Annotated in this window: 7 protein-coding genes; 5 read left to right on the plus strand and 2 right to left on the minus strand. The window is 63.4% G+C overall.

The annotated features are described in order from the left end of the window. Positions 1-350: 350 nt before the first annotated feature. On the plus strand, positions 351-2,591 hold the full coding sequence (locus WS51_RS10785; protein ID WP_059448846.1) for a hybrid sensor histidine kinase/response regulator: 2,241 nt from the start codon (positions 351-353) through the stop codon (positions 2,589-2,591). 45 nt (positions 2,592-2,636) lie between these two features. Here the strand turns inward: WS51_RS10785 and WS51_RS10790 are convergent, their stop codons facing one another. Then, the gene (locus tag WS51_RS10790; RefSeq protein WP_059448845.1) at positions 2,637-3,191 is read right to left on the minus strand and encodes an NADPH-dependent FMN reductase; all 555 of its coding nucleotides are present in this window, start codon (positions 3,189-3,191) and stop codon (positions 2,637-2,639) included. Positions 3,192-3,564: 373 nt separating this feature from the next. On the opposite strand from WS51_RS10790, the gene WS51_RS10795 reads away from it, so the two are divergent. Together WS51_RS10795 and WS51_RS30860 are read left to right on the plus strand one after the other, a co-directional pair. Beyond that, on the plus strand, positions 3,565-4,161 hold the full coding sequence (locus WS51_RS10795; RefSeq protein WP_069229088.1) for an RNA polymerase factor sigma-70: 597 nt from the start codon (positions 3,565-3,567) through the stop codon (positions 4,159-4,161). Continuing rightward, positions 4,142-4,381: a zf-HC2 domain-containing protein gene (locus WS51_RS30860; RefSeq protein WP_081053594.1), complete on the plus strand. Its 240-nt coding sequence runs from the start codon at positions 4,142-4,144 to the stop codon at positions 4,379-4,381. Before WS51_RS10795 ends, WS51_RS30860 begins: the two co-directional genes overlap by 20 nt. Positions 4,382-4,609: 228 nt before the next feature. Here WS51_RS30860 and arsC read toward each other — a convergent pair whose 3' ends face one another. After that, positions 4,610-4,966, minus strand: coding sequence for an arsenate reductase (glutaredoxin) (gene arsC, locus WS51_RS10800; RefSeq protein WP_059543504.1), 357 nt, complete (start codon positions 4,964-4,966; stop codon positions 4,610-4,612). A gap of 912 nt (positions 4,967-5,878) precedes the next feature. On the opposite strand from arsC, the gene parA reads away from it, so the two are divergent. Further along, positions 5,879-6,541, plus strand: a complete 663-nt coding sequence (parA, locus tag WS51_RS10805) for a ParA family partition ATPase (RefSeq protein ID WP_059448842.1) — start codon at positions 5,879-5,881, stop codon at positions 6,539-6,541. Positions 6,542-6,564: 23 nt separating this feature from the next. Next, positions 6,565-7,626 carry a ParB/RepB/Spo0J family partition protein gene (locus WS51_RS10810; protein WP_059501287.1) on the plus strand — a complete coding sequence of 354 codons (1,062 nt, stop codon included), beginning with the start codon at positions 6,565-6,567 and terminating at the stop codon, positions 7,624-7,626. Positions 7,627-7,716 lie beyond the last annotated feature (90 nt).

Here is a 7,716-nt window from a genome sequence, read left to right on the forward strand (position 1 = left end):
GGCGCGAGGCACTCGACACACCGCGCCGCGAACGCCGGCGGGCGCATATATCTGTCATAGGGAAAGCAAGGCGCGATTCTCTGAGTAAACCGAAGGTAGTGCAACTCGCCATTTTCACCATTTCGAACAAAATCGATTCGATCTCCCCGCATTCCGAAAACAGCCCAGACCATTTTCGAGATAAGCACGCAAAATTTTTCCTTGTGTACGTTTGCGCTGCCGGATTCATAGCGTTTTCAAACTTTCATTTGCCCCTGTCGGAATCATCAGGTTGTCCGTCCATGCGCCGGCACGGCGAGCAGGCGCAACTCGTTTATGATTGAACATCTCTGCCTGGCCCGCCTCCCTCGATGACGTCCGAACGTCCTGCCGACACCAGCCCGCCCGCCTCACCACCCGCCGACGACTGGCAGGACGACGGCAACTACGCGTCCGGCGCTCCCGAGCACGATTTCGCGGTCAGGCGCGTGACGTTGATCGTGTTGCTGGTCGCAGCGATCGTGCTGCCGTGCATCTATGTGTCGGTCATGGCGTACAACGATCTGCAGGCGCGCGAGGCCGCTGCGAGCGACGTGACGATGCGCACCGTGCGCGTCGCCGAGGAGCATGCGCTCAAGGTGTTCGACCTGAGCGAGACGCTCGATGCGCGCATCGTCGACCTCGTGCAGGACATGGACGACGCCACCGTGCGGCGCCAGGAATCCGACATCCACGAAGCACTGAACACGATCGGCGGCGGCTATCCGCAGGTGGCCGCGGTGTCGATCTTCGGCGCGAGCGGGATGCTGCTTGCGAACAGCCTCTACTATCCGGCGCCGTATGCGTCGATCGCGTATCGCGACGACTTCGCCGGCATCCGCGACGGCAAGGTGATCGAACACATCTCGAAGCTGATGATGGGGCCGCTCAAGCTCGAGAACATCCCCGTGTTCAACACGGGCGTCGCGCGACGCCACAGCGACGGTTCATTCGCCGGGATGGTATCGATCGCACTGAAGTCGTCGTATTTCAATGCGTTCTACCGCGACCTGCTCGGCGGCGCGGCCACGCCGATGACGATGGCGCTCGCGCGCTCCGACGGCGCGGTGATCGCGTCGTATCCGCCGCCGCCGTCGCTCGCGCACACCGATCTCACCGCCACGTTCGGCAACGCGCGCAACGATCCGCGCGCGGGCGTCGTGCGCGTGCGCCACGACGGCGCCAGCGAGATCGTCGCGTATCGCCAGGTCGGCAGCTATCCCGTATACGTGACCTGCGCGTACCGCACCTCCGCGATCTGGCATGAATGGTACGAACACCTGAGCGTGCTGTTCATCTCGATGTTCGCGCCGTCCGTCGCGCTGTGGTCGGTGATCTGGCTGTCGCTGAAGCGGCTGAAGGCGGAAGAGGAGGCCTGGGATCGCTGGCAGGCGGAGGCGTCGATGCGGCGCTCGATCGAATCGGCCTACCGGCAGTCGCGCAAGATGCAGGCGCTCGGCAATCTCGTCGGCAGTGTCGCGCACGACTTCAACAATCTGCTGATGATCATCTCGAGCAACGTGCAGATCGCGCGGCGACGCGGCGTCCAGCATCTCGACAAGGAACTCGGCGCGATCGAGCGCGCACTGAAGAACGGCCAGTCGCTCACGCGGCAGCTGCTCGGCGTCGCGCGCAAGCAGCCGCTGCACAACGAGACGATCGACGTCGGCCAGTGGCTCGGCACGTGCCGCGAACTGTTGAAGACGTCGCTCGGTTCGAAGTCGTCGCTGGTCGTCGCGATCGAGCCCGGCGTGTGGCCGATCCGGGTCGATGTCGCGGAGCTCGAGCTCGCGGTGATCAATCTCGCCGTCAATGCGCGCGATGCGATGACCGTCGGCGGCCGCTTCACGGTCGGTGCGCGCAACGTGACGCTGCGCCGCGAGGACGGTTTTCCGCTGATCGGCGACTTCGTGCAGATCTCGCTCGACGACACGGGCTCGGGCATGGCGCCCGAGGTGCTCGCGCGCGCGTTCGAGCCGCTGTTCACGACGAAGGCGCAGGGGATGGGAACGGGCCTCGGGCTGCCGCAGGTGTTCGCGTTCTGCGAGCGCTCCGGCGGCCTCGCGACGATCGACAGCGCGGTCGGCGCCGGAACGTCGGTGCGCCTTTATCTGCCGCGCGCTCGCGCCGAGGACATCGTCGCCCGCTCGCAGCCCGTCTCGCACGACGCCGCCGCGCACACCGGCCTGCATGTGCTGCTGGTCGAAGACAACAGCGAAGTCGCGGCCGGCACCGAAGCGCTGCTGACGCTGCTCGGGCACCGCGTCACCTACGCACCCACCGCCGACGAAGCGTTGCGCCTGATCGAGGGCGCGGCCGCGAACGACGCATTCGATCTGGTGATCTCGGATATCCACATGCCGGGCCGCCTGAACGGCATCGATCTGGCCGAAGCGATCGACAAGCGGCCGGGGAAGCTCCCCGTGATCCTGGTCACGGGATATGCGGAGGAACTCGACCGCACGCGTACCGTCAACGTGCGGGTGTTGTCGAAGCCGTTCGACATCGCGCTGCTCGACGAGATTCTGCTCGGCATCCGCGAAGCGCGCGATGCTCGGCACGCCGGCACCTGACCCGCAGCATGCGGGCCGGTGCCGGGTGCATGAAGGCAATGGCGATCAGGCCGCCTTCAGCATGCGCACCCAATCGACGTAGCGATCGACGAAGCCCTGCAGGAACTTTCGGGTGTCGTCGCTGACGATTCGCCCCTCGTCGTCGATGCGCGCCGGGTCATGCTTGATGAACATTTCCGGCTGCCCGAGCGTCTTCACGTCGAGATACGCGAGCACGTTGCGCAGATGCTGCTGCGCGAGCGCGGTACCGACCGCGCCCGGCGACGTGCCGAGCACGGCGCCCGGCTTTCCGGACCACGAGTTGTGGCCCCACGGGCGCGAGCCCCAGTCGAGCGCGTTCTTCAGCACGCCCGGGATCGAGCGGTTGTATTCGGGCGTGACGAACAGCAGCGCGTCGGCGGCTTCGATCGACTGCTTGAAGCGCCGCGCGACTTCCGGAAAATCCGCGTCGTAGTCCTGGCTGTACAGCGGCAGCTCGCCGATCTCGACGAATTCGAACGAGAAATCGGCCGGAGCAAGGGAAATCGCGGCGTGCGCGAGCGCGCGGTTCCAGGAACCGCGACGCAGGCTGCCGACGACGACTGCAACACGATAGGACATGGCGTTCTCCTTCCGGTGAGTAAGGAATCGAATCGATTGATTCCGGTCAGGCGACAAAGGTCTGTTTATAGGCAAGCCAGCCCGCGAGCCGTCCCACGGGGCCGACCGGCCGACTTTCCACAAGGTTTTCCACAGAAATTGTGGATAACTTGGCCGTTTTGATCGGATGTTACAGACTGCTCGGGCCGCGCTTTTCACGGTGCGTGGCGCGGGGTTCGGCAAGCATAGCGCAGCGCGCCGGCCGGCTTCGTGAATTCGAGACGGAACATCCGTTGCAGCGCGGCGTCTCGCCCAGTAAGCTGCTCGCACCGCGATGCGCCCGCCCGGTGGCGCGCACACGATCGCCTCCGTTTAGTAAGGCTTCGACCCCGCCATGCCGTCCGCATACGACGATCCCGCCTATCTCGCGCAACTACGCCGCGACCTGTTGCGCTTCGCACGTCTTCAACTGCGCGATGCCGATGCGGCCGAGGATGCGGTGCAGGAAGCGCTGACCGCTGCGTGGACGCACGCGGGCGAGTTCGCCGGGCGATCGGCCCACAGGACCTGGGTGTTCGGCATCCTGCGCAACAAGCTGATCGACATTCTGCGCGCGCGGCAGCGGACGGTGAGTCTGTCCGCACTCGATGCAGAGCTCGATGGCGAATCCGTGCTCGATCGCGAGCTGTTCAAGGAAAACGGGCACTGGGCCGCGCATACGAAACCGCGACCCTGGGCGCGGCCCGAAACGCTGTTGCAACAACAGCAGTTCTGGACGCTGTTCCAGGCATGCCTCGACCACCTGCCGGAACACATCGGGCGCGTGTTCATGATGCGCGAATTCCTCGACGTCGAGATTGCCGACATCTGCAGCGAACTGACATTGACGACGAATCACTGCAGCGTGCTGCTGTATCGGGCGCGCACGCGCCTGCGCACCTGCCTCAGCGAAAAAGGACTGACGACCGAAGATGCTGCCGGGGAAATGTAAAGACGTGACGCGATTGCTGTCGGATGCGCTCGACCGAGCGTTGACGCTTCATGAGCGCGTGCAGGTGCACGTGCATCTGCCGACCTGCAGCGGGTGCCGCGCATATCGCGGGCAGATCGCGCTGCTGCGGACGGCGGCGCATGTGGCGGCGGGGCGGGGGGTAGGCGATGAAGCGGGTGGTGAGGGGGGCGAGTCGTCGGGTGGCGGGACGAAGGGTTAAGCTGACGACGGTGGGCTGGGCGTGCGCGTTGTGGTGAACGGTGGGTGCCGGTTGACGTCGTGACGTCGTGAGGTCGACGCTGGCGGGGGCTCGCTGGGCGCGACGGTCGAGTACGGGCGGTGCGCTGCGTGGCGTCGGAGGAGGTAGGTTGCGGTTGCGAATTTGTCAGTCGATCCCGGCGCGCTCGCGCCGGGATCAATGCGATAAGAAAAATACGCCGAATTGAAATTATTCGAACAGCGCTCGCACCGACTCGGGCGGACGGCCGATCGCGGCCTTGCCTCGATACACGACGATCGGACGCTGCAGCAAAATCGGATGCGCAGCAATCGCTGCGTAGGCCTCGGCGTCCGTCAGATCCGCACGGGCCAGATTCAGCGTCTTGTACGGCTCCTCGCCGTCGCGAAGCATGTCGCGCACCGGGCGCTCGAGTTGACGATGCAGTGCTTCCAGTTCCTCGACGGTCGGAGGCGTCTTCAGGTACTCGACGACGTTTACCGGCGTGCCGGTCGTGTTCAGCGTCTCGACCAGTGCGAGCGTCTCTCGGGACTTCGAGCAGCGGGGATTGTGGTAGATCGTGATCATCGTTCGGCCTGAATGAGAAAGGCCCGTATTGTAGCCAGTCTGGCTACGGGTGTTTTGGCGGGTGTGAGCACACGGATGGAAGGGGAGTTGGAGTCGCGGTGTGGCGTGCGGGCAGGGTCTGTTGCGCCGATGAGCGCGTAACCGGTCCGATGCGTTTATGCGCATAAAGTGCGTTGCATGGACACTTGGGCACCTTCTTCGTTGCGGATGGCTGAGGGTATAAGACTCATTGTGATGTCGTGTTACCAGCGCCTACGCACCGCCGCCGAGTGTATCCCTCACTGGGTTTATGCGCATAAAGTCGTCGCGTACCGCAGTGAGATGGGTCGCCGATATCGCGGTCGGGCCCAGCTTCGGTACCTCGAACACATAGCTGAGCAATATGCGACGGTGTCCGGGGCATCGTAGTCCTTTGCCCATCGGGCGGGCGCTGATAACGGCCGAGTCCTCGATGGATTTATGCGCATAAACACGGTGCGGGACCCGCAGTGCGCTTCGTCGTTGCACATGGGAGGTATCGCATCGCAGCGGTCTGGGCCGCACGGTATCCGTCATCGGAGAGCATGTTCGATTGACGGCTCCGACGCGTCGATGCGCTCGTCACTGCCGAAGTTTATGCGCACAAACTCGCCGCCATCAAAGCAGCCGCCTTCAACGATCGAACGTCAGTCCGATACATTGCGCCGCTCAGCGGCCGAAGGCGACAGCGAAACTGCGTGTCGTCACGACAATCTCCGTTCAGCTTCCAATACAGCAATCTCGCGTGCCTGCGCCAGCCATCCGGCATCGACCGTTCGTTTATGCGCATAAACCCATAGCCCGAACGGCTAACGCGTAGTTGTCGAACGACAATTTCATTGAAATATAAATATCGTCCTGTAGAATTCCAACGACCAAAAACAGGAGTGAAAATTGGCCGCGGAAATCATTGCAGTCACTCAACAAAAAGGTGGCGTCGGCAAAAGCACGATTGCCATGCACCTCGGCGCTGCATTCCATGAGAAAGGAAAGCGCGTCCTCGTCATCGACGCAGACGGTCAAAACACACTGGTTCACTGGTCGAGCGCTTCGGGTGACAGCGACACCGGCATCCCGTTCCCGGTCGTCAACCTCGCCGAAGCCGGCGGCCAGATCCATCGCGAAATCAAGAAGTTCATCAACGACTACGACATCATCGTCGTCGACTGCCCGCCGTCGATCACCGAGAAGGTCTCCGGCGTCGTACTACTGGCCGCATCGATCGCCGTGATCCCGACTTCGTCATCGCCAGCCGATTACTGGTCGAGCGTCGGGCTGGTCAAACTGATCCAGCAGGCTCAGGTGATGAACGAAGACCTGCGCGCCGTCTTCCTGCTGAACAAAACCGAAGAGAAGCGCATGCTGACCCGCGAACTCAAGCGCGCGCTCGAGGAACTCGGCTTCCCGTTGCTGAAGACGCAAATCCCGACCCGGGAAGCATATAAGCAGGCAATGGCGCTCGGTCAGACCGTGCTGCAGATGAACGATCGTGGCGCCAAGCTGGCCGCCGCGGAGATCCGCGCATGCGCCGACGAAATCGTCGCCATGCTGCCCTGACTTTATGCGCATAAAGGAGTCACATGAAACCCTCCCAATTTGCAAAAGGATTCCAAGCGCGCCCGGATATCACGACGAGCGAGAAGCGCACGGCGCTTGATCGGCTGAATGCCATCGACGGCATCGTCAAATCCGAGACGGCCACACCGGCCCCGACGAAGTCCGCCAAGAAGGACATCGCGCCGCCACCGGTTCCGGACACCCTGCTCGACCCGGCGACCGACGAGTCGCCGCAATATCGCGCGTGGCGCCTCGAGAACCGCTATGCGCCCGGCCAAGTGATCGAACTGCCACTGAAGGCGATCAAGCATAGCCCGTTCAACCCGCGGCACTTCTATCTGAAGTCGTCGATTGCCGAACTCGCAGTCAACCTCGCGAAGCAAGGGCAACAGCAGGCGATCCACGTGATTCCGGACTATGACAATCCGGGTTCGTATTTCGTCAGCGACGGCGGCCGCCGCGTGCGTGCGTTGAAGGAAGCGAACAAGGAGTCGGTGAAGGCGATCGTGATCGACGTGCCGATCGGAATCCAGAGCTACAAGCTCGGCTACGACCTGAACGTGCAACGCGATTCGCAGACGGTGTTCGACAACGCCGTCGTATGGCGCCGCTTCCTCGACGAGAAACATTTCCAGAGCCAGAAGGAACTGTCCGAGCACCTCGGCCTCGACGAGTCGACGGTCGCGGTTGCGCTGTCGATCGGCAAGCTGCCGGAAAGCGTGATGCAGGAGATGGTCGCGCGCCCCGATCGCTTCGGGTCGAACATGGCGTACCAGGTCGGCCGTTATCACAATGCACGCGGTACCGAGGCGACACTGCGGCTGATCAACAAGATCGTGTCCGACGATCTCAGCACGCGCCAGGTGTCGGACATCGTCAAGGGGCGCGTCGCGGCGCAGGAAACGCCCAAGCCGGCGGGCCGTCAGCGCTATGCGCAGCGTCTCGAGATCAAGCTCGGCGGCAAGTCGGTGGGCGACCTGAAGTCGTATGGCGAAGACCGCATCGAACTGCGCCTGCGCGGTCTCCCGAAGGACAAACGTGACGCGATCCTCGAGCAGCTCGAGCGGATGCTGTTGTCGGAGTGATGGAGACGGCCGACAGCGCCCAGCGAGGAGCCGGCGCTGCCGGCAAGGCCGGCGCCCGGCGATGGCCCGTCAGAGGGGCCTGAACGAGCC

Source organism: Burkholderia territorii, assembly GCF_001718335.1.
Lineage (GTDB): Bacteria > Pseudomonadota > Gammaproteobacteria > Burkholderiales > Burkholderiaceae > Burkholderia > Burkholderia territorii.